16 protein-coding genes are annotated in these 22,136 nt (G+C 66.6%); 7 read left to right on the plus strand and 9 right to left on the minus strand.

What is annotated here, in order from left to right; translation table 11 throughout:
• Positions 1–762, plus strand: coding sequence for a CAF17-like 4Fe-4S cluster assembly/insertion protein YgfZ (gene ygfZ / locus HS053_RS08335; RefSeq protein ID WP_174210759.1), 762 nt, complete (start codon positions 1–3; stop codon positions 760–762).
• 68 nt (positions 763–830) lie between these two features.
• On the opposite strand, the gene HS053_RS08340 is transcribed toward ygfZ, so the two are convergent.
• On the minus strand, positions 831–1,904 hold the full coding sequence (locus tag HS053_RS08340) for an Mrp/NBP35 family ATP-binding protein (RefSeq protein ID WP_174210760.1): 1,074 nt from the start codon (positions 1,902–1,904) through the stop codon (positions 831–833).
• A 258-nt stretch (positions 1,905–2,162) separates the two neighbouring features.
• On the opposite strand from HS053_RS08340, the gene HS053_RS08345 reads away from it, so the two are divergent.
• The 3 genes from HS053_RS08345 (at position 2,163) to HS053_RS08355 (ending at position 6,416) form a co-directional block, all read left to right on the plus strand.
• Positions 2,163–2,378, plus strand: coding sequence for a DUF1127 domain-containing protein (locus HS053_RS08345; protein WP_174210761.1), 216 nt, complete (start codon positions 2,163–2,165; stop codon positions 2,376–2,378).
• A 475-nt stretch (positions 2,379–2,853) separates the two neighbouring features.
• Positions 2,854–4,011, plus strand: coding sequence for a benzoate/H(+) symporter BenE family transporter (locus HS053_RS08350; protein ID WP_174210762.1), 1,158 nt, complete (start codon positions 2,854–2,856; stop codon positions 4,009–4,011).
• Between the two features lie 62 nt (positions 4,012–4,073).
• On the plus strand, positions 4,074–6,416 hold the full coding sequence (locus HS053_RS08355; protein WP_174210763.1) for an adenine nucleotide alpha hydrolase family protein: 2,343 nt from the start codon (positions 4,074–4,076) through the stop codon (positions 6,414–6,416).
• 3 nt (positions 6,417–6,419) lie between these two features.
• Here HS053_RS08355 and HS053_RS08360 read toward each other — a convergent pair whose 3' ends face one another.
• The 3 genes from HS053_RS08360 to HS053_RS08370 form a co-directional block, all read right to left on the minus strand.
• Complete coding sequence (locus HS053_RS08360; protein WP_174210764.1) at positions 6,420–7,658, minus strand: Tm-1-like ATP-binding domain-containing protein; 1,239 nt, start codon at positions 7,656–7,658, stop codon at positions 6,420–6,422.
• A gap of 86 nt (positions 7,659–7,744) precedes the next feature.
• Positions 7,745–9,232 carry an aldehyde dehydrogenase family protein gene (locus HS053_RS08365; protein WP_174210765.1) on the minus strand — a complete coding sequence of 496 codons (1,488 nt, stop codon included), beginning with the start codon at positions 9,230–9,232 and terminating at the stop codon, positions 7,745–7,747.
• Between the two features lie 54 nt (positions 9,233–9,286).
• The gene (locus HS053_RS08370) at positions 9,287–10,723 is read right to left on the minus strand and encodes an APC family permease (protein ID WP_174210766.1); all 1,437 of its coding nucleotides are present in this window, start codon (positions 10,721–10,723) and stop codon (positions 9,287–9,289) included.
• 198 nt (positions 10,724–10,921) lie between these two features.
• Here HS053_RS08370 and HS053_RS08375 point away from each other — a divergent pair, with 198 nt between their 5' ends.
• Positions 10,922–11,707, plus strand: a complete 786-nt coding sequence (locus HS053_RS08375) for an IclR family transcriptional regulator (protein ID WP_174210767.1) — start codon at positions 10,922–10,924, stop codon at positions 11,705–11,707.
• Between the two features lie 23 nt (positions 11,708–11,730).
• Positions 11,731–13,083, plus strand: coding sequence for an aminotransferase class III-fold pyridoxal phosphate-dependent enzyme (locus tag HS053_RS08380; RefSeq protein WP_174210768.1), 1,353 nt, complete (start codon positions 11,731–11,733; stop codon positions 13,081–13,083).
• 67 nt (positions 13,084–13,150) lie between these two features.
• On the opposite strand, the gene HS053_RS08385 is transcribed toward HS053_RS08380, so the two are convergent.
• The gene (locus tag HS053_RS08385; protein WP_174210769.1) at positions 13,151–13,834 is read right to left on the minus strand and encodes a helix-turn-helix transcriptional regulator; all 684 of its coding nucleotides are present in this window, start codon (positions 13,832–13,834) and stop codon (positions 13,151–13,153) included.
• 27 nt (positions 13,835–13,861) lie between these two features.
• Between HS053_RS08385 and HS053_RS08390 the strand changes: the two genes are divergently transcribed.
• A complete protein-coding gene (locus tag HS053_RS08390; RefSeq protein WP_241699793.1) occupies positions 13,862–14,524 on the plus strand; it encodes a glutathione S-transferase family protein in 663 nt (220 codons plus the stop codon).
• A gap of 49 nt (positions 14,525–14,573) precedes the next feature.
• Here the strand turns inward: HS053_RS08390 and HS053_RS08395 are convergent, their stop codons facing one another.
• From HS053_RS08395 to urtC, 4 genes are all read right to left on the minus strand, one after another.
• Positions 14,574–19,199 carry a Hint domain-containing protein gene (locus HS053_RS08395; protein WP_174210770.1) on the minus strand — a complete coding sequence of 1,542 codons (4,626 nt, stop codon included), beginning with the start codon at positions 19,197–19,199 and terminating at the stop codon, positions 14,574–14,576.
• A gap of 238 nt (positions 19,200–19,437) precedes the next feature.
• Positions 19,438–20,136: an urea ABC transporter ATP-binding subunit UrtE gene (gene urtE / locus HS053_RS08400; RefSeq protein ID WP_174210771.1), complete on the minus strand. Its 699-nt coding sequence runs from the start codon at positions 20,134–20,136 to the stop codon at positions 19,438–19,440.
• On the minus strand, positions 20,133–20,876 hold the full coding sequence (gene urtD, locus HS053_RS08405; protein WP_174210772.1) for an urea ABC transporter ATP-binding protein UrtD: 744 nt from the start codon (positions 20,874–20,876) through the stop codon (positions 20,133–20,135). The genes urtE and urtD overlap by 4 nt, the downstream gene beginning before the upstream one ends.
• Positions 20,873–22,105, minus strand: a complete 1,233-nt coding sequence (urtC, locus tag HS053_RS08410) for an urea ABC transporter permease subunit UrtC (protein ID WP_174210773.1) — start codon at positions 22,103–22,105, stop codon at positions 20,873–20,875. Before urtC ends, urtD begins: the two co-directional genes overlap by 4 nt.
• Positions 22,106–22,136: the final 31 nt, after the last annotated feature.

Genomic DNA, 22,136 nt, shown 5'->3' on the forward strand with positions numbered 1-22,136 from the left:
ATGCGCGGCGAAACCGACCCCGACCGGCGCCTTTACCGCCTGACCGGCAAGGATGCCCTGACCTTCCTGCAAGGTCTGGTGTCGAACGACGTGCTGCCTTTGGCCAAAGGCAGCGGCATCGTCTGGGCGGCGCTGCTGACGCCGCAGGGCAAGTACCTCGCCGATTTCTTCGTGGTGGCGCGGGGCGGGGAACTGTTGCTCGACCTGCCCGCAAGCCTTGCCGAGGGCGTGGTGCGGCGGCTGACCATGTATCGCCTGCGCGCCGATGTGCAGATTGCCGCCGCCGCTGATCTATCGGTCACGCGCGGCCTGACCGATCCGCCCGCCGATGCCCTGCCCGACCCCCGCCACCCCGCGCTTGGCTGGCGGGCCTATGGCGCCGCCGGCGGCCCCGCAACCATCGACTGGGATGCGCTGCGGGTTGAACATCTGATCCCGGAAAGCGGTATCGAGCTGATCCCCGACGACAGCTATCTTCTGGAAACCGGGTTCGAGCGGCTGCACGGCGTCGATTTCCGCAAGGGCTGCTATGTCGGGCAGGAAGTGACCGCCCGGATGAAGCACAAGACGGAATTGCGCAAAGGGCTGGTGCGGCTGCGCATCACCGGCAGTGCCCCCGTCGGCACCGAGATTCTGGCCGATGGCAAACCTGCGGGACGATTGTTCACCCAGTCGGGCGGACGCGCCCTGGCCCATATGCGCCATGACCGGATTGGCCCCGGCCTGACCGCCGCAGAGGCGCTCCTTTCACCCGACGATTGAGCCAGGAAGGTTTTTCGTCCGAAAAACCTTCGGCAGAAAAATCTTCGGACGAAGATTTTTCGGGCGCCTCAGGCCATGCCGCCGTCGATCAGTCGCCGCGCAAGGCGCGCATAGGCCGCCGATGCCGCACCTTCCCCCGCCGCGACCGGCGTTCCGGCATCGCCTGCCAGCCGCACATCCAGCGACAGCGGAATTTCGGCAAGGAACGGCATGTCCAGCCGCTCTGCCTCTTTGGCCACGCCGCCATGGCCGAAGAGATGCGCCTCATGGCCGCAATTGGGGCAGACATAGGTGGACATGTTCTCGATCAGGCCCAGCACGGGGGTTTTCAGCTTCTGGAACATGTCCAGCGCCTTGCGGGCATCCAGAAGCGCCACATCCTGCGGCGTCGAAACCACGATCGCCCCGGTCAGTTGCGTGCGCTGGCACAGCGTCAGTTGCACATCGCCGGTGCCCGGCGGCAGGTCGATCAGCAGCACATCCAGCCGACCCCAGGCGACCTGCGTCAGAAGCTGCTGCAAGGCGCCCATCAGCATCGGCCCGCGCCAGATCACCGCCTCATCTTCCTTAAGCATCAGGCCCAGCGACATCATCGTGACACCATGGGCGACCAGCGGCTCGATGATCTTGCCATCCGGGCTGGCGGGGCGTTTTGAAACCCCCATCATCCGCGGCTGGCTCGGGCCATAGATATCCGCGTCCAGAAGGCCCACCCGCCGCCCCTGTCGCGCCAGCGCCACGGCGAGGTTGGAGCTGACGGTGGATTTGCCAACCCCGCCCTTGCCCGAGCCGATGGCGATGATCCGGTCCACCCCGGCCAGACGCTGCGGCCCGCCCTGTTGTGGCGTCGGATGCTGGCCGATCTTCAGCGTCGGCGGCGCGGCCTTTGCGGCGGGACCATGCGCCGTCATCACCACCTGCACCGATTCGACACCCGGCAGCGCCTTCAGCGCGCTTTCGGCCGCGGCCTGCACCGGGGCAAGGGCACGCGCGTCTTCGGGGCTGGCCGCTTCCAGCACGAATCGCACCGCACCGCCGTCGATCTGCAACGCGCGCACCAGATCCCGCGAGATCAGCGTGCCGCCTCCCGGGCAGGCCACATCTGCAAGCACCCGTTCCACCGCTTCGCGTGCAACCGCCATCTTTCGTCTCCTGCTCAAGCCGCAGGCAGGTTTGGCCGCTTTGCTGCAAAGGGCAAGGGGCGCTTTACCATTTGCTCAAAATTTTAGCGAAGCTTATGGAGTTGCTGATTATTTTGCACGAAACAGCCATGCGGATGCTGCATGGCAGCAATGCAGCCCCGAGCTATTGTGCAAGTGCAGCATTTGCCCCATGTTGGCCCTAACAGTGAAGGCAGCGCGATCAAGACGCCACCTTCCAGATAAAGAAGTGAGGCTGAAATGGCATATGTGAATTCGTCCCGCGCCGTGAGCGTTTCGTTCGGTGATCGTCTGGCCGCTGTTGCATCGGTGATCCGTGCCGCTGTGCAACGCCGCCGGGTCTACCAGCAGACCATCAGCGAGCTGCGTGCGCTCTCGGACCGCGATCTGGCCGATCTGGGCATCCACCGCTCGCTGATTGCGACGGTTGCCCGCGAAGCGGCCTACGGCAAATAAGATCCCTGACGGGGTTCCGATCCTCCTCCCCGGAACCTTCGGCAAGGCGCGGCGGCATCTCTCCTCCTCCCTGATGTCGCCGCCTTTTTATAGACTTCGATCGGCCCCTCCTCCTCCCTGGGCCGCTCGGATACGCGGCGGCCCCCTCCTCCTCCCTGGGGTCGCCGCCTCTTCTTCCCGGCCCTCCCTCCTCCTCCCTGGAGGGCCCGGTTGCCCGAAGCGCCCCTCCTCCTCCCTGGGCGTGACGGACCTGCGGTGACCCCGACCTCCTCCCTGGGGTTGCCGCACAGGATATCGCCCGCCCGGCAGGGTGACGGCGAAGACGGATCGGACGGCCCCTCCTCCTCCCTGGGCCGCTCGACTAGCGGCGACCCCCTCCTCCTCCCTGGGGTCGCCGCACCCCTCCCCCAAAACCGCAATTGCATCGCGCAGCGCCGCCGCCGATAGTCCGGGCGACCCAAACCCCGGACCCGACATGCGCGCCTCGATGATTTCCTCGGCCCTTGTGGCCTCCCTTGTCGGCTACGGCTCGACCATTGCGCTGGTGCTGTCGGCGGCAGCGGCGGTGGGGGCGAGCCCGGCACAAACCGCAAGCTGGGTCTTTGCCATCTGTCTGGCCAAGGCGGCAGGTTCGGCGCTGTTATCCTATTGGGCGCGGGTGCCGGTGGTGCTGGCCTGGTCCACGCCAGGCGCAGCATTGATTGCGGCCACGACCGGGGTGTCGATGGCCGAAGCGGTAGGCGCCTTTGTGCTGTCGGGGTTTCTGGTGGCGCTGACCGGGCTGATCCGGCCTTTGGGCCGGGTTGTGGCAATGATTCCCGACGGGATCGCGGCCGGAATGCTGGGCGGCGTGCTGCTGCCCTTCTGCCTGAAGGGCGCGGGGGCGGCGCAGGCGCTGCCGGGGGTGGTCCTGCCAATGGTTGCGGTTTTCGTGCTGGTGCGGCTGAAGAACCCGGCGCTGGCGGTTCTGGCGGCGCTGGCGACCGGGCTGGCGCTGGCCTTTGGTCTTGGGTTGGCCGAATGGCCCGCGCTGCGGCTGCCGCTGCCGGTGCTGGAGTTCACCCCGCCCGCCTTTCGGCCCGATGTTCTGCTGGGGCTTGGCGTGCCGCTTTACCTTGTCACCATGGCCTCGCAGAACCTGCCGGGCTTTGCCACGTTGCGCGCGGCGGGGTATGAGCCGCCGGTGCGGCCCGCGCTGGTGGTCACCGGCGGGCTTTCGGCGCTGGCGGGCCTTTTCTGCGCCCATCCGGTCAGCATGGCGGCGATCACCGCCGCGATCTGTCTGGGCGACGACACCCACCCCGACCGCAACCAGCGTTGGAAGGTGGGGCTGGTCTATGGCGCGGTCTGGGTGGGGCTGGCCCTGCTGGGGCCGGCAATCCTGATGGTGCTGGGGGCGCTGCCGCCCGCGCTGATGCTGGCGCTGGTCGCCGTGGCGCTGCTCGGGCCGCTGACCGGCGCGCTGACCGGCGCCTATGGCCCGGCTGAGACCCGCTTTGCCGCCACGGTGACATTGGCCGTCACCGCCTCGGGCGTGGCGGCCTTCGGGATCGGCGCCGCCTTCTGGGGACTGCTGGCGGGCCTCGCCGTCCATGCCGCCGAGGTTGTGGCACGGCGGCGGAAATCAGCCTGATTGACGTCGCCATATCCCGTCTCTATCCCGAAACTGATCATTTGCAACAATGAGTGACCCGAATGGCCGTATTCCTTGTTTGGCACGAGAAGAAATCGCGGGCGAATACCCTGACCCAGGAAGAGCTTCTGGCGGAAACGCATTTTCAGCCCTCTCGTGTATATTTTGGCACGATCCCCCCCCCCGGAAAGCATTGGCATTATTACGCAGCAACTATAAATGAAGCATTTGTTTCCCAGAACGATCAGGTCCATGCGGACGCAACATCCCTGACACTTTTCAACGGCTTTGCCTTTGATGAGCGGCGCACAGAACCGCACGTCCTGTCGGCCCGCGAATTGCACGGCTGGACCGAAGGCAAGCAGCATCTGGCGGGCGAATATGCCGTATTCCAGTTGCGCCCGGACGGAACGGCGCTGGCCTATTCCGATTTCAAGGCGATGCGGCATCTGTATTGGATCGAGACGGATGACCTTATTGCCTTCTCGACCCGGCCATCGCTGATTTCCCTGCTGCTTGGCCGACGCAATCACGATCTGCTGGCGCAGACATGGAACGCCAGCATCGGGTTCCGCCTTGGCAACAGGAGCAGCCTGAAAGACATCCAGTATATCCCCGGCGACCGGATCGGCCATGTCACGGAGGGCCGGATGCAACTTGCCCCCTGCACCAGCCCGCTTGCCCGGCTCTCCGGGCCGCGCGGACTGGATGCGCTTCCGTCGCGCCGGGACGATCTGATGGATGCCGCCATTGCGGCCGCCGCCGCCTCTGTCCGGCTGGCGACACGGGGCAAGGATGCAATCACCCTGCCGATCACCGGCGGCAAGGACAGCCGGCTGGTGCTTGCGCTGTGTCTGGCGGCGGGGCTGCGCGACCGGCTGAAACTGTTCACGATGGGCAATGCCGATTTCCCCGATGTGGTGGTCGGCCAGATGATCGCCGAGAAACTGGCCGTGCCGCACGAGCGGCGCCCCGTCTCGCCTCCTTCGTCCATCCCCTTCCTGACGGCCGAGGACTATATCGACCGGCTGGCGAGTTTCGCCTATCAGACCGACGGTCTGGTCGGGTCGTGGGATTCCTATGTGAAGACAGCTACTTCGGCCAATTCTGGCATGAATGGCTTCATGGGGGAAATCCTCAAGACCAACCGCAAGGCCGATCTGAAAGGAACCGAACTGGCAGAGCGGCCGATCGACCTGATCAAGGCACCGTTCGATCCGCTGGGGCTGTTGAAACCAGCGGCAAAAGAGGCCCTTTTCGAGGATGCGCGCAGCTATTTCCGCAAGCATCTGGACATCGGGGTGCCCTACGGCGACCTGCCGGATGTGTTCTATTTCCAGAACAGGCTGCCGAACTGGCTGGGCACGACACGGCAGGTTCAGGCATTCACCGGCAGCGACGTCCTGCCACTGGGCGTTTCGGCGATGTGCGAACTCGCTTTTTCGGCCACGGTCGAAGAACGCGACATCGACCTGATCCACTACCGGATGATCCAGCGGTGCGCGCCCGAACTCATCGACATTCCCTTTGCCAATGCGACATGGCCGGCGGAACTCGCCCCGTATGACAAGGATTTCATCCAGCGCGAGCCCGTGCGGCTGCCGCCCGGATCGACGACGCCCAACTACGGGTCATGGCAATATTCGGCGAACTACAACCTGCGCCTGCGCCAGCGGCTTGCCGACCTCCTTGCGCGCACCGAAGGCGCGCCGCTTTGGACCAATCTGGACTTGCCCACCCTTTTGCAGCGATTGAAGGGAGGCGCTTTTACCTATCCGCAAATGATGTCTTTCCTGGGCCTGATGCCGATGGCGATGTTCCAGTCCGGCAATATCACGCCACGAAAGATGCTCACCCCGGGGTCCGCCTTTGATGCCTCCTGCGTGGTCAGGGACGGCGAAGACCGGCTCTGGCTGTGGGACCAGCAAACGCTGACGCCGGCCGACCGTGCCCATCGCCGCGCCCGGGTGGCGCGCAGTGCGCTGACACTCTTTTCGCGGCCAGAAGACGCCACGCCGCCGGGTCCGGTCAAAGGCTATCTCGACAGTGCGCAGTCAGGCGAAAGCCGCGCAGTTCGGGAGCGCGATCACTTCGTGATGGAGGCCAAGGATTTGCAGGGCGATATCCTGTTGTCCGGCTGGGCAAGGGCAGATGATTTCCCCGAATCCTCGGTGGCGCTGGAAATCTGGAATGGCAAGACGCTGCTGAAGCGCACACTGGCCGATGGCACCCGCAAGGATCTGGCCCAGCTTGGGTATAGCCACGGGAAATTCGGCTTCCGCGTGTCTTGCGATGCGGCAGCGGTGCGGGCGAGTCTTGCCAAGACCAAACACCCTTGGCTGACCCTGACGGTTGCCGATGGCGGGGGCGCCCTGACCCGCGGCAAGGTCCATCTGCGGGGTTAGGGCCTAGCTCCGGCCCGGCGGCACCAGACCGGCGGCGACCCATGCGTCGAACTGCGCCAGCGCCGCATCGTGGAAGGCGGGGTCGTTGATATGGGCGTCCAACTCGATCAGGCGGGCGTTGGCGGGCAGGTTGCGGCGGAGTTCGTCGCAAAAGGCGGCCAGCGCCGCGGGATCGGACAGCGGGCCACCCGCGCGGTCCCATTCATTGCCGCCGTGCAGCGGCAGAAGGAAGCTGACCGGGCCGCGTGCCGTGGCCAGCTTGCCCGCCAGCGCCTGCGCAAGCTCCCGCCGCTCGTCGGCGTTTTGCACGACCGAGGTGAGCAGCCGGTTATGGGCATGGGCGGGCGTGTCGCGGAAACGGTCGGGCACCGGGTGCCAGCCGACAAAGTCGATCAGGTCATAACAGCCGATCGACACCATCTGCGGCACCCCGCGCAGGCCCGCCGCCGTCATCCGGTCCGGCCCCGCGCTGATGGCCGAACCGAACAGGTGGTTGCCCACCTCTTGCGGCGCGAAATCCATCACGGCGGCAAAGGCACCCTCTGCCGCCAGCGCCTCGAACGCGCGGCCGCCCATGCCGGTGGCGTGGAACACCGCCACCTCATATCCGCGCGCCTCAAGCGCGGGTTTCAGCGTGGTCATATAGCGCAGCACCGATTTGCCGAAGCTTGTCATCCCGATCAGCGGGCGGTCGCGGGCGGGGGGGTCGGCAGCCCGCGCCGCCCCCAGAACCGCGCCCGCCGCCTGCGACAGCGAGGCCTTGCAGATCGAGTTCAGCCCGTAAAGCCCGCCCGCCCAAAGGATCATCTGGGTATCCGGCGCCAGCCGCTCGGGCGGGATCATCGGGCTGAAGCTGATCGTGGAAACGATGTATTTCGGCACCCCCAGCGGCAGCGCCGCGCAGAGGTCCAGCGCAAGGTCGGTGCCCATCGACCCGCCCAGCACGATGGCCCCGTCAAACCGCCCCTCCCGGTGCAGGCGCGCCGCCAGCGCCGCCGCCCCCCGCGCCATGGCCTGCATGGCGAAGTTCTCATCGCCGCTGTCACATAATTCCTGAAAACTGGTGCCTGCCTCTGCCATCACGTCATGCTTGGACCAATCGGTCGGGCTCTTGGGATCCCCCAGGACCGAGACATCCATGCTCAGGGCCTCGCCGCCCTGCGCGCGGATCACCTGCGCCAGATAGGTCAGTTCGTCGTCCTTGGTGTCATAGGTGCCGGTGATCAGGATGCGGTTGCCCATGGCAGACCTCGTGCTGGTTGAAGGGGCAGGACCGGGGGTTTCACACCCCCGGACCCCCGTGGGATATTTTGGGAGAGAGGATGGGGTCAGAGAGAGATCCATGCCGTCTTGAGATCGGTGTATTTGTCGAGCGCGTGCAAGGATTTGTCATGGCCGTTGCCCGATTGCTTGACGCCGCCCAAGGGCACCGTGCCATCGGCGCCGCCATAGGTGTTGACATGCACCACCCCAGCGCGCAGGCCCCGCACCATGCGGTGGGCGCGCGACAGGTTCGCCGTCCAGACGCCCGAGGCAAGGCCGAAATCGGTGGCATTGGCCAGCCGCAGCGCCTCGGCCTCATCGGCGAAGGGGGTGACGGCAAGGACCGGGCCGAACACCTCTTCGCGGAACAGGCGATGGTGTGGGGCGACATCGGCAATGACGGTGGGCTGCATATACCAGCCGCCTGTTTCTTGCAGCACCTGCGCGCCGCCGGTCATCAGGCGGCCACCTTCGGCCCCGGCATCGGTGACAAAGCGCAGATTGGCGGCCAGTTGCGGGGCAGAGTTGATGGCGCCCATCTGGGTGGCAAGGTCCAAAGGATTGCCGGGCTGCATCTTTTCGGTGGCCGCGACCAGTGCTGCGGTAAACTCTTCGGCAACCTCCGCCTGCACCAGAAGGCGGGAGCCTGCGACACAGACCTGCCCGGCGTTGCGGAAAATGGCGGTGGCGGCGGCCTTGGCGGCGGCGGCCAGATCGGGCGCATCGGCAAAGACGATGTTGGGCGATTTGCCGCCCAGTTCCAGATAGCAGCGTTTCAGGTTCGATTGCGCCGCAGATTGCAGCAGCCGCCGCCCGGTGGCGCCCGAGCCGGTGAAGGCCAGCACATCCACCTCCATCGACAGGGCCAGCGCCTGCCCGGTCACCGCCCCCGGGCCGGTGACCACATTCAGCACCCCCGGCGGCAACCCGGCCTCAAGCGCCAGTTCCGCCAGCCGGATCAGCGTGAGCGAGGCGGTTTCAGCCGGTTTCAGCACCACCGAATTCCCCGCCGCCAAGGCCGGGGCAATCTTCCATGCGCCGATCATCAGCGGGAAGTTCCACGGCACGATGGCGCCGACCACGCCCACCGGGTCGCGGTGGATCAGGGCAAGGATATTGTCGGCGGTGGGGGCAATCTCGCCATAAACCTTGTCCAGCGCCTCGGCATAATAGCGGAAGGTGCCGGCGGCGCTGCCCGGCTCGGCCTTCAGCGCCATGGAAATCTCGGTGCCATTGTCGCGCACGCCAAGGACGGCAAGTTCAAGGGCATGTTTCTCGATCAGATCGGCCAGCCGGTGCAGCACGGCCTTGCGGGTGGCGGGCGCGGCGCGGCTCCAGACCCCGGCGTCAAAGGTGGCGCGGGCGGCGGAAGTGGCGCGGGCGACATCGGCCTCGCTCGCGGCAGCCAGCGTGGTCAGGGCGCGGCCATCGATGGGCGACAGGACGGCAACCGGCGCAGCCTCCCCCTCGGGGCGGGTGCTGCCGATCAGCAGGCGCTGCGGCGGCAGGGCAAGGGTGGCGAGGCGGTCGATTTCGGCTTGGGTAGCGGCCATGATGGTGCGGGCTCCGGTTGCGGGGGCGGCCCCGGAAGGGCCGCCCGAGAGGGGTCACGCCTTGGTCTTGCCAAGGTCGCGGAAGCGGGCCGGATCGCGCCCGGCCAAGGCCGAGGCCAGTGCGAAACCGACCCCGCCGAACACCGGAACCAGCGCCGGCAGCATCCAGCCCAGTGCCCCCTGCGCGCCGGTCAGCGCACCGAAGTCACGGAAGATGATGACGAAAAGATAGGCCATCACCAGCCCCGTCGCCACCGGCAAGACCTTGGTCTGGGTCGCGCCTTCGCCCTGTGCATCGCGGACAAAGAAGGCCACCACCGCGAAAGAGGTCAGCGCCATCAACCCCAGCACCGCCAGCGTGCCAAGCTGCGTCAGCCAGACGAACAGGTTCAGCACCGGGTCCAGCCCCTGCACCACGAACAGCGTCAACACCGCCAGCGCCAGCACGGTCTGGATCACCGAGCCGACATGCGGCGACTGGTGCGCGGCATGGGTCTGGCCCACGCGGTCGGGCAACAGCCCCTCACGCCCGGCGACGAATTTGTAGCGCGCCACGGCATTGTGAAAGGCCAGCACGGCGGCAAAGACCGAGGTCATGAACAGCACGCCCATCACCGTGGTTAGCCCGCCGCCCAGATAGCGGCCCGACAGTTCAAACAGGAACAGCGCCGGGTCCGGCAGGCCCTGAAGCGTCGGCATCAGTTGCTCCACCCCCACGCCCATCACCATCAGCCACGAGGTCAGGATATAGAACAGCCCGATCGCCAGCACCGAGAAATAGGTGGCCCGCGGCACGGTTACCGAAGGGTTGCGCGCCTCTTCGGAATAGATCGTGGTGGCTTCAAAGCCGATGAAGGCGGCAAAGCAGAACAACAGGCCAATCGAAGGCGTGCCCGAGGTGATCTGGCTCCACGCGAAGGGTTCAAGGTTCAGCCCCGCCGCGCCGCCGCTGAACAGGATGGCGCCGTCCAGTGCAAGAACAATGGCAAACTCGGCCAGAACCAGCAGCATCAGCACCTTGGCCGACAGGTCTACCTGCCGATAGCCCAGCACCGCCACCAGCGCTATGGCGATATAGCTCCAGACATACCAGGGCAGCACCAGCCCGAATTCGCCGAACGTGCCGGCGGCAATGGCGCCGAACAGGCCCAGAAGGCCGATCTGCATGGCGTTATAGGCCAGAATGGCCACCAGCGCCGCCGCCCCGCCCATGCGCCCGCCAAGGCCCGTTGCGGTAAAGGCATAGAAGGCGCCGGCGTTCTTCACATGCCGCGCCATGGCGACATAGCCGACCGAGAACAGCAAAAGGATCGCCGTCACGATGGCAAAGCTGCCCGCGATTCCCGCGCCATTGCCAAACAGCATCGAGGGCGGCACCCCGCCGCCCGCCGCCGTCAACGGTGCCGCCGCCGAGACCACCAGAAAGGTGATCGCCCCGGTGCCGAGCGAATTTTTCTTGAGCTGATTGGTTGGAATGCCTGCGTCAGCCATGCAAGTGACCTCCGCCAGATTGGATGTTGAACATGCGCGTTTCCCCTTCCGGTTGGTGTGGCACCGGGTTGGCTCCCAGTTTGGTTCATTATTTGAACCGATGGTTCGTTTTTCATTTGACAGTCTTCGAGGGATCATGTCAACTGAAATGAATCGCCGGGGGCCGTCTGTGCCCAATTCCGGTGCAGGGCGGGCAAAATGAGTACGGTGGGCAAGGCGCTTGAGCTTCTGGAGCTTTTCACCCCGGCGCGGGGGCAGATCGGACTGTCCGATCTGGCGCGACTGGCGGGGCTGAACAAGGCCACCTGTTTTCGGCTGGTCAGCGACCTCTGCGCGCATGGGCTGGTCGAACAGATTGCCGCCAGCCGCGACTATCGGCTGGGTCCGGCGCTGCTGCGGCTGGCCGCGCTGCGCGAGGCGCTGGTGCCGACGCGGACGGCAGCCTTGCCGGTGTTGCAGGCGCTGGCCGATGCCACCGGCGAAACCGCCCACCTCTCGATTCTGGAGGGCGGCAGCCTGCGCTCGCTGGCGCGGGCCTATAGTGCAGCCCATGCGACGCGCGTCACGCTGGAGGATGTCAGCATCCTGCCGTTCCACGCCACCGCCTCGGGCCTTGCGGTTCTGGCCTTTCAGGATGAGGTGGCGCGTGCGGCGGTGCTGGCCGCCCCCCTGCCCCGGCTGACACCGCAGACCGAGACCGACCCGGCCACCCTGCGCCAGCGGCTTGAGGCGGTTCGCCGGTCGGGCATCGCCAGCGGCACCGGCGGCTTTGACGCCGAGGTGGAATCGCTTGCCGTGCCTTTGTTCGACGCGCTGGGGCGGTGCAGCGGCGGGCTGGCGGTGGCCGCCATGGCCAGCCGCATGACGCCCGCACAACAGGCCCTGATCCGGGCCGAACTGATCCGCGCGGGCCGCGCCATCACCACGCTTTGGGGCGGCACGCCGCCCGCCGCCGTTTCGCTGGCCTGGCAGGCCGCCGACTGACCCCATTTGGAAGGAATCCCGCGATGAAAGACCAGAACTTCCTGAAAGCGAACAATGCCCGCAGCCTCTGGCATCCGATGACGGCGCCGTCCGACAGCCACAAGGCCCCGCCGGTGATCGTGACCGAAGCCCATGGTGTGCGCATCCGCGACATCGACGGGCATGAGGTGGTCGATGCCGTGGGCGGCCTGTGGAACGTCAACCTCGGCTATTCCTGCCAGCCGGTGAAGGCGGCCATCGCCGGGCAGTTGGACCGCCTGCCCTATTATTCGATCTTTCGCGGCACCTCTAACGATCAGGTCATCGAACTGGCCGAAGAGCTGCGGGCCTTCTTTGAACCCGACGGGCTGACGCGGGCCTTCTTCACCAGCGGAGGCAGCGACAGCGTGGAAACCGCGCTGCGGCTGGCGCGGCAGTATCACAAGATCCGGGGCGAAGGGGCCCGGGTGAAATACCTGTCCCTCAAGAAAGGCTATCACGGCACCCATACCGGCGGCGCCAGCGTGAACGGCAACGCCAATTTCCGCACGCAGTATGAACCGCTCCTGCCCGGCTGCTTCCACATCCCCGCGCCCTTCCCCTTCCGCAACCCCTTCAACGAATCCGACCCGGCCAAGCTGGCCCAGCTTTGCCTGCAGGCGCTTGAGGATGAAATCGCCTTTCAGGGCGCCGGCACCATCGCCGCTTTCATAATGGAGCCGATTCTGGGCGCCGGTGGCGTGATCCCGCCGCATTCCAGCTTCATGCCGGGGGTCGAGGCGATCTGCCGCAAACATGGCATTCTGCTCATCGCCGATGAGGTGATTACCGCCTTCGGCCGCACCGGGGCATGGACGGGCAGCCGCCTCTGGGGGGTAAAACCCGATTTCACCTGCACCGCCAAGGCCATCACCAACGCCTATTTCCCCTTCGGCGCGGTGATGATTTCCGACCGCGTAGCCGAGGTGTTCGAGGGCGACGACACAGGCCGCGCCGCCATCGGCCATGGCTATACCTATTCCGGCCATCCGGTGGGAGCCGCGGCGGCGCTGGCGACGCTGGCAGAAACCAAGCGCCTGAACGTCAAGGACAATGCCGCCGCCCGCGGGGCCGAGGTGATGGCCGGACTTCAGGCGCTGATGGCGAAATACGAGGCGATCGGCGATGTGCGCGGCGGCCACGGCCTGATGAACGCCATTGAACTTGTGGGCGACCGCGCCACGAAATCGGCCCCGGCCAAGGCCGCGCCGGGCAAAGTGCAGGCCGTGGCCTATCAGGCGGGCGCGATGGTGCGGGTCTCGGGGCCGAACATCATCCTGTCGCCGCCCCTGGTGCTGACTTCGGAGGATGTGCAGGTGATCCTCAAGGCGCTGGATGCGGGCTTCGCCGCCCTCTGACCCCGCCTCCTCGTGCGCTTCGCTTCTCCTCGGCTACCGACGAGAAGCGAAGCGCACGAGGAAGGGGTCAGCGGCCCCGGATTTCCGCCAGAAACTGCCGCAACAAGGGCACCCGGCGCGGGCGGAAGCTTTCGCCCGTCCGCGTGATATCTGTCATCTGCTGAAGGTGAAACCGCCGGAACCCCTGCCGCAGACAGCACCACGCCAGAAGCATCAGCGCCCGGTCCAGAAAAACCACCGACAAGGGCCAGATCATCCGCCGGGTCTGCACCCCGTCCTTGTCGGCATAGGTGATGGCCAGCACCTCTTCTTCCCAGCAGGCTTCGCGGATCAGGCCCATATGGGCCGGCGCGGGCGGGCGTCGCTCCGAGCGGTAGGTCTGGCTGACGGCATGGATTGCCTGCCGCTGCACCCGTTCCGGCAGGGTTGCGGTGATCTTGGCCAGCGCCGCCTCTGCCGCCGTGGCCAGCGCCGCATCGCCCGCCATCCGCACCTCGGCCAGCCCCAGCACCAGCGCCTCGACCTCAAGTCGGGTGAACATCTGCGGCGGTAGGGCCGGGTCTTCGGTCAGGGTATAGCCATAGCCCGCCGCCCCGTCGATCAGCGCCCCGCCTGCCCGCAGCGCCTCGATATCGCGGTAAAGCGTGCGGGGCGACACGCCGGTTTCCTCGGCCAGCCGTGCCGCCGTCACCGGCTGCGGCAGGCGGCGCAGCGCGGACAGAAGGCGAAAAAGACGGTCGGAGCGGGGCATGGATGCTGACAGCTTCTGACAGGAGAGATGCAGCATAACAAGGTCAGTCAGAAAGCCAAGGAGAACATGATGCTGACCCTGTTCCACGCCCCGCAAAGCCGCTCGTCGGCGCTGAATACCCTGATCGACGAAATGGGCATCGCCGACCGGGTTGAGATCCGCCAGACCGACATTCCCCGGATCGACGGCACCGGCCACCGCGACCCGGCCAACCCCCACCCCGAAGGCAAGGTGCCCTGTCTGGTACATGACGGCGCGGTCCTGACCGAGCGGGGCTGCATCATCCTCTATCTGACCGGCCTTTTCCCCGAGAGCGGTATGGCCCCGAAACCCGGCACGCCGGAATATGCCGCCTATATGACCTGGCTTTTCTGGTATGGCAGCGTGATGGAGCCGGTGCTGATCCTTGACTGGGCCAAGATCGACCACCCGGCGCTGACCGCAAGCCTGCGCGGCCAGCCCGAGATCGTCGCCCGGCTGCGCGCCGCGCTGCAAAAGGGGCCGTGGCTTTTGGGCGATGAATATTCGGCGGCGGACCTGCTGTGCCATTCGCCTTGGGCCTGGTTTCCCGACGGGATGCCAGACGATGACCTGATCCGCGACTGGGTGGCGCGCTGTCAGGCCCGCCCGGCGGTGGCGCGCAGCCGCGCCCGCGACGCGGCGGCGATGGCGGCCCGGGCCGCGGCCTGAGCGGAAATTTCTGGGCGGCGGTCTCTGACCGCCGCTGGCAGCCCGCCCGTCAGGCGGCGGCGATGGGCGCGCGGCCGGCCTTCGCGCGTGCCTGCGGCGGGGCCAGCATGGCCCGCGCCTCATGCGCCTTCAGCGTGGCGCGAGCCGCGTCATAGCGCGCGGCGTCCAGCCCGGGCGGCATCTCGGCGAAGATGCTGTAAAGTTCATGCGCCTCGTCCGGGTCAAGCCCGCCCAGCGCCCGCGCGCCGGGCTGGAAGCTTTCGCTCCAGGCGCCATCGGCACGGATCACCTCATGCCGGTCAAACAGCAGGTGCAGATAGGTCACCTCTGTCACCATCGCGGGCATCACGCCGGGCAGCGCCGTCAGATGCAGGGCGCGCACGAACACCTCATCCTCGCCGAACCACAGGGCCGGGCCAGCCCCCTCGACCAGCATCCGGTGCTGGCGCGAGACGAGCATGTCCCGTTCCGGCAGGCCGCCCCCCAAAGCGCCCTGCCGGATCAGCACCGGCTGCAGGGCGGCATCGGCGCGCAGCGCCTCGGCCCCCAGCGTCTTGCGCCCGATCCAGCGGATCGGCTGCAGGCCGTTGTCGCGGGTCAGCACCAGATCGCCGGGCGCCAGCGCCTCGATCGCCACCGCGCCCCGGTCGGTCATGATCCGGGTGCCGGGGGTAAAGCAGGTCACGACGGTTTCGATATTGGTGAAGTTCAGCGTGCCGATCTGCACGCCAAGATTGTTGAAGAACCTCACCACCCCGTTTTCGGGGTTCAGCGGGTCGCGGACGATGCGGTAATTGGTCTGGCCCCGCAGGTCCAGCACGTCATTGTCGCCGTCATTCTCGCTGCCGTCGATCGTATCGCCGAGGCCGACCACAAAGGTATCGTTGCCGGTGCCGCCGAACAGCAGATCCGCCCCGTCGCCCCCGACCAGCGTATCATCGCCGTCGCCACCGATCAGCGTGTCATTGCCAAGGCCGCCCAGCAGGCTGTCATTGCCGGTGCCGCCGTCGATGCTGTCATTGCCCGCACCGCCGTCCACCATGTCATTGCCGGTCGAGGCGTCGATGCGGTCATTGCCGTCGCCGCCGAACAGCGTGTCATTGCCGCTACCTGCCGCGATGGTGTCATTGCCCGCGCCGCCAAAGATCAGGTCGTGGCCCGAACCGCCGTCCAGACTGTCTTCGCCGCTGCCACCGTCCAGAACGTCGTCGCCGACACCACCGCGCAGCGTGTCGTTGCCCGCATCCCCCGCCAGGCTGTCATTGCCATCGGCCCCCGACAGCACATCGTCGCCCGCGCCGCCGTAAAGCGTATCATCGCCCAATTCACCCGAGAGCGAATCCGCGCCGTCGCCGCCATAGGCAAGGTCATTGCCATCCCCGGCCCAAAGCGTATCGTCCCCCGTGCCGCCATAAACGAGGTCATTGCCGGTGCCCGCAAGCAGGCTGTCATTGCCGGTCCCGCCGTCCAGCGTGTCGTCGCCGGCATCGCCTTGCAGCGTGTCATTGCCCGCATCGCCGGCGATCTGGTCATTGCCGGCGCCGCCCTGCACCAGATCATTGCCGGTCCCGGCATAGATCAGGTCATTGCCCGCATCGCCCTGCACCGTGTCATTGCCGTCGCCCGCCAGCAGCAGATCGTCGCCATCGCCGCCAGAAATCAGATCGTTGCCGGTCCCGGCGTCGATCACATCATTGCCGATGCCGCCCGACAGGCTGTCATTGCCATCGCCGCCATAGAGCTGGTCAGCACCATCGCCGCCCGACAACGTATCGTCGCCGGTGCCGCCGTAAAGGCTGTCATCCCCCGCATCGCCCACGATGCTGTCGGCCCCGTCGCCGCCGAGGACCGAGTCGTTGCCCTCGCCCCCCGCGATCAGGTCATTGCCGGTGCCGCCGTCGATGATGTCGTTTCCGGCGCCGCCCAGAACAGTGTCATTGCCCGCCCCGGCCAGAATCGAATCGTTGCCGTCGCCGCCGTCGGCCAGATCCTCGCCGTCGCCCGCCAGCAGGGTGTCGTTGTCGGCCCCGCCATAGAGGCTGTCATTGGCACCACCGGCGTCAATATAATCGCTGCCTGCCGCACCATAGAAGACGTTGGTAAAGATGTCCCCGACCAGCCCCTCGAAGTCGAAGCCGATCAGCGTGTCGTTATAGGCCGAGCCGATGACCCCATCGACCCCCTGCAACACATCGCCCGTCGCATCACCACCCGAGGCGGTGTTGGTGGCAAGGTTGATCGACACCGCGGCACCCGACGTCGAATAGTCGAGCATGTCGAGACCTTCGCCGCCGTAAAGCGTATCGGCCCCTGCCCCCCCTTGCAGCGTGTCATCGCCCGAGCCGCCATAGATCGCGTCGCGCCCGGCGCCGCCGATCAGATAGTTGCTGGCCGCGTCGCCGGTCAGCGTGTCGTTATAGGCCGAACCCTCGACATTCTCGATGCCGGAAAGCGTATCGCCCGCCGCATCGCCGCCGCTGCCGGTGCCGCCCAGCGTGACGTTCACCGCAGCGGTGGAACCGGTATAATCGGCCCAATCCTCGCCCGCGCCGCCATAAAGCCCGTCGGCCCCGGCCCCGCCCGTCAGCCGGTCATTGCCATCGCCGCCATACAGGCTGTCGCTGCCCGCCCCGCCCGAAAGCGTGTCATCGCCCGCCCCGCCGGTCAGGACGTTGGCGGCACCGTCGCCGGTCAGCACATCGTCATAGGCGGAACCCGTCAGGTTCTCGATCCCGGTCAGCGTATCGCCCGCCGCATCGCCACCGCTGCCGGTGCCGCCCAGCGTCACCGTCACCGCAGCCCCCGAGGCGCTGTAATCGGCGGTATCGGTGCCGGTGCCACCGTCGAGCAGATCGGCCCCGCCGCCGCCCGCCAGAATGTCGTTGCCGGCACCGCCGTAAAGGCTGTTGGCGCCGCTGTCGCCGGTCAGCGTGTCGTTGTAGCCGCCACCGCGCAGGCCCTCGATGCCGGAAAAGACATCGCCCGCCGCATCGCTGCCGCTGGCTGCGCCGGTGCCAAGGTTGACCGACACCGCCCCTCCGGCGGCGCTATAATCCATCAGGTCATTGCCGTCGCCGCCGATGATCGTATCGGCCCCGGCGCCACCCTGCAAAGTGTCGTCGCCGGTATCGCCGATCAACAGGTCATTGCCGGCAGCACCCGACAGGCTGTCGTTGCCCGCCCCGCCCTGAAGCAGGTTGTCGCCGCTGTCGCCGGTCAGCGTGTCGGCATAGGCCGAGCCTACAAGGTTCTCGACCCCCGAAAGGGTATCGCCCGCCGCATCGCCGCCGGTTCCGGTGCCGCCCAGCGTGGCATTTACCCCAGCCGCCGAAGCGCTGTAATCGGCGGAATCGGTTCCCGCACCGCCGACCAGACTGTCGGCCCCGGCGCCGCCATACAGCACGTCATCGCCGTCGCCGCCGAAGAGCTGGTCATTGCCCGCCCCGCCCCAGAGCGTATCGGCCCCGCCGTTGCCGCTGAGGGTGTTGGCCCCGCTGTCACCGGCGATCTGGTCGGCCTGGCCGGTGCCAAGGATGGCCTCGATCCCGCTCAGAACCGTGCCCGTGGCATCGCCGCCGCTGACGGTGCCCGCCGCGAGGTCGATCACCACGGCCGCGGCCGTGCCCGAGAAATCCACCGTGTCGTTGCCAGTGCCGCCCTCCAGCGTGTCGGCCCCGCCGCCCCCTGTCAGCAGGTCATTGCCCGCGCCGCCCTGAATCAGGTTATCGCCGCTGTCGCCGGTCAGCGTGTCATTGCCGGACGAGCCGATGATGCCTTCAAAGCCGCTGATCGTATCGCCGGCCGCATCGCCGTTGGCCACTGCCCCGGTGCCCAGATTGACCGACACCGGCGAGGAGGAGCCGGAATAATCCAGCATGTCAAAGCCGTTGCCGCCTGCCAGCAGGTCAGACCCGGCGCCGCCCTGAACCGTATCGTCGCCCTCGCCGCCGAACAGGCTGTCGGCCCCCGATCCGCCCGAGAGGATGTCATTGCCGGCGCCACCATCCAGCCGGTTGGCACTGCCGTCGCCGGTGAGCGTATCGTTCCAGTCCGAACCGCTGAGATTCTCGACCGAGGTGAAGCTGTCGCCCGCCGCATCTCCGGCGGTGCCGGTGCCGGTGGCAAGGCTGGCCGCGACACCCGCAGCCGCATCGCTGTAATCGGCGGTATCAACGCCCGAACCGCCATAGAGGCTGTCGGCCCCGGCGCCGCCAGCCATCACATCGTCATTGTTGCCGCCATAGAGCCGGTCATTGCCCAGACCGCCCCAAAGCGTGTCATCGCCGGTGCCGCCATAGAGGCTGTCGTTGCCCGCCTGCCCCCAAAGGATGTTATCGGCGCTGTCGCCGGTGATCGTGTCGGCATAGGCGCCGCCGATCACATTCTCGATGCCGGTCAGCGTATCGCCTGCAGCATAGCCGGTGCCGGTGCTGCCCAATGTCACCGACAGCGTCGAGGTGGCATCCGAATAATCGGCGGTGTCGATCCCCGCGCCGCCATCCAGCGAATCCGAGCCGGTGCCGCCCTGCAACGTGTCATTGCCGTTGCCGCCGAACAGCCGGTCATTGCCGGCGCCGCCGAAGAGGACGTCATCCCCATCGACGCCGTTCAGCGTATCCGCTGCCGCGCCGCTCGTCAGCGTGTCATTGCCGCTGGTGCCGCCATAGGTCGCCACGGGGTCTGCCTGTCTTTCGGGGCCATCCCGGGTCTTTTGCCCGTGGTGTGGCCTGTCTGCTCGACGTCAACACAACGGCAGAATTGTGGCGCAATCAAGGCCAGAGCGGCGGCGCCCCGGGTTCCGCGCCTGAAAACAGTAGCTTGTGCGCCTTTCCGGCAACGGCGCGCGGGGGGCAGCGGCGGACCGGGGGCCAGCCCCCGGACCCCCGGGATATTTATGGACAGATGAAAACCGATCAGACAGAAACGACGGCGCGGAGTTCGTCTTTCGTAAAGGCCGATTTCGGGCCGGAATGGGTGACCGCGCCGCGCTTGAAGACATAGAAGCTGTCGGCAAGATCATGGGCAAAGTCGAAATATTGTTCGACCAGAATGATCGCCATGCCGCCCTGCCCGCGCAGATGGGCGATGACCCGGCCGATCTGCTGGATGATATTGGGCTGGATGCCCTCGGTCGGTTCGTCCAGAAGCAGCACCTTGGGCCGCATGATCATGGCGCGGGCGATGGCAAGCTGCTGTTGCTGGCCGCCCGACAGATCGCCGCCGCGGCGGTGGAGGAAATCCTTCAGGATCGGGAAGAGGTCGTAGATTTCATCCGGCACGCGGTGCTGCGATTTCGGCAAGAGGGCATAGGCGGTTTCGAGGTTTTCCTTCACCGTCAGCAGCGGAAAGATCATCCGCCCCTGCGGCACCACCGACAGCCCACGCCGCGCCATTTCCTGCGGCGGCACCCGGCCCACCTCGGCGCCGTCGATCACCACCTTGCCGCCCGAGCGCAGATGGCTGCCCGCCAGCGCCTTGAGAAAGCTGGTCTTGCCGACGCCATTGGTGCCCATGATGCAGGTCACCTCACCCGCGCGGGCCTGAAAATCAATGCCGTGCAAAATCTGGCTGCCGCCGTAATGCAGGGTCAGTCCTTGGGTTTCCAGCATCATCCGCGCCCCAGATAAACGTCGATCACCGCAGGGTTTTTCGTCACATGGTCTAGGCTGCCCTCGGCCAGAACCGCGCCTTCGTGCAACACGGTCACCTTGCAGTTCAGCCGCCTTATGAACTCCATGTCATGTTCGACCACCACCACGGCACGGGCTTTCGCCATTTCCACCAGCATGGCCGTGGTCGCCTCGCGTTCGGCCAGCGTCATGCCGGCGGCGGGTTCATCGACCAGCAGCACCCGCGGTTCCTGCGCCAGAAGCATCCCGATTTCCAGCCATTGCTTTTGCCCGTGGCTGAGTTCGCCCGACTTGCGCGCCAGCGCGTCCGACAGGCCCACCTGCGCGGCAAGCGCGGCGATGCGGGCATGGTCGGGCGCCTTGGCCTTCCAACCCAGCACGGCAAAGGGGTTGCGCGGCGCCTTCAGCGCCAGCGTCAGGTTTTCGGTGACCGTCTGATCCTCGAACACCGTCGGGCGTTGAAACTTGCGGCCGATCCCGGCGCGGGCGATTTCCGCCTCGGACATCCGCAACAGCGAGACCGAGCGTTCGCCGAAGGTCACCGTGCCGCTGTCGGGGCGGGTCTTGCCGGTGACGATGTCCATGAAGGTGGATTTTCCGGCGCCGTTTGGCCCGATGATGGCGCGCAATTCCGCCGCGCCGATGGTAAAGGACAGGTTGTTGATGGCGCGAAAGCCGTCAAAGCTGACCGAGATGCCGGAAACCTCAAGGATATTGCTCATTCCAGCGCCTCCTTTTCCCGCAAGGCGCTGTCGTCGGGGCCGAGCGGCGCCCCCTTGCGGTCGGGGCTGCGCAGACCCTGCCAGAGGTCGAACAGCCCGCCGATGCCCTTGGGCGCAAACAGGGTGACCGCGACAAAGGCCAGACCCAGCAGCACCTGCCACCAGTCCACCCAGTCAATCCGCAGAAAGCCCATGTCGATGGCCGGCACCCGCCCGCCGGTGAAGACCGAGGACAGGAGCGAGACGAAGGCCGCCCCGATCACCGCGCCATAAAGCCGCCCGCGCCCGCCGATCGCCACCCAGACCGCCAGATAAATCGAGGCGATGGGCGCCAGTTCCGCCGGATTGATGATGCCCGCCTGCGGGTAATAGAGCGCCCCGGCCAATGCGGCTATGACGGCGGTCAGGGTGAAGACGAAAAGCTTGTAGCTTTCAACGGAATAGCCAAGGAACCTCACCCGCGCCTCATCATCACGGATCGCGCGGATGACCGAACCGAACTTGCCCGAGACCACCGCATTCAGCGCGACATAGCCCAAGGCCAGCGCCAGCGCCGAAGCCCAGAAGAACCACAGCGACAGCGCATCCTGCCCCGGATCGCCGATGCCGGGGATGTTCTGCAACCCCGACAGCCCGTTGTTGCCGCGCAATCCGCTGTCGTTCTGGAAGAGGTAGAGCGCCAGTGCCAGCGTCATCGCCTGCGTCAGGATTGACAGATACACCCCCGTCACCCGGCTGCGGAACGCGAGCCAGCCGAACCCCAGCGCCAGAAGCCCGGGCACCAGCACCACCAGCGCCAGTTGCAGGGGCAGCGAATGCGCAAAGCTCCAGATCACCGGCAGATCGGAAGAGCCGACCACACCGAAAATCTGGGTGGTGATGCCTTGGCGGATTTCCTCGGCCGTGGCGGGCAGCGCATCCGAGGCCAGCGCCGCGACAACGATTTCCTCGGTCCGGGCATACATCAGCCACATGCCGATCATATAGCCGCCAAGGGCGAAAAACGCCATGTGGCCAAGGCTCAGGATGCCCGCATAGCCCCAGATCAGATCCATCGCCAGCGCGGCAAGGCAAAGGCACAGTGTCTTGCCCAGGGTCTTGACGAAAGAGGTAGAGATCATCCCCGCCCCCATCGCCTCGGACCCCAGCGTGACGGCAAGGGTGAAGAGCGCCAGCACGGCGATGAAGATCAGCAGCGACGGATTACGGACCAGAAACGGACGGGTCATGGCCGCCCCCCGCGCCCCGGGGCAAAGGCCC

Source organism: Tabrizicola fusiformis, from assembly GCF_013328815.1.
In the GTDB taxonomy this organism is placed as follows: Bacteria; Pseudomonadota; Alphaproteobacteria; order Rhodobacterales; family Rhodobacteraceae; genus Fuscibacter.